This window comes from Streptomyces lancefieldiae (assembly GCF_031845825.1).
Taxonomy (GTDB): Bacteria; Actinomycetota; Actinomycetes; order Streptomycetales; family Streptomycetaceae; genus Streptomyces; species Streptomyces lancefieldiae.
Window position 1 is genome coordinate 1 of record NZ_JAVRFH010000282.1, and the last position, 532, is coordinate 532.

1 protein-coding gene is annotated in these 532 nt (G+C 71.1%); it reads left to right on the forward strand.

Annotated features, from left to right (window positions below):
• A partial coding sequence (locus tag RM812_RS42145; protein ID WP_311586298.1) for an acyltransferase domain-containing protein occupies positions 1-532 on the forward strand: 532 nt, incomplete at both ends.

Consider the following 532-nt stretch of genomic DNA (forward strand, 5'->3'; position numbering starts at 1 on the left):
CGGGTGGTCTGTCGTTGGAGGACGGGGCGCGGGTGGTGGTGTTGCGTGCGCGGTTGATCGGGCGTGTGCTGGCGGGGCGGGGTGGGATGGCGTCGGTGGCGTTGCCGGTGGCTGTGGTGGAGGAGCGGTTGGCGGGGTGGGCGGGGCGTTTGGGTGTGGCGGTGGTGAACGGGCCGACGGCCACGGTGGTCGCGGGTGACACGGAGGCGGTGGAGAGGTTCGTGGCGGGGTGTGGGGCGGAGGGGGTGCGGGCGCGTCGTCTGCCGGTGGACTATGCCTCGCACTCGGTGCATGTGGAGGCGTTGGGTGGTGAGCTGGAGGAGGTCCTGGCCGGTATCCGTCCGCGTACGGGTGAGATTCCGTTCTACTCGACGGTGGAGGCCGGCGTCGTGGATACGGCGGGTCTGGATGCGGGGTACTGGCTGCGGAATCTGCGTCGGCCGGTGCGGTTCCAGGAGACGGTGGAGCGTCTGCTCGGGGATGGTTTCGGGGTGTTCGTGGAGGCCGGCGCGCATCCGGTGCTGACGGGTGC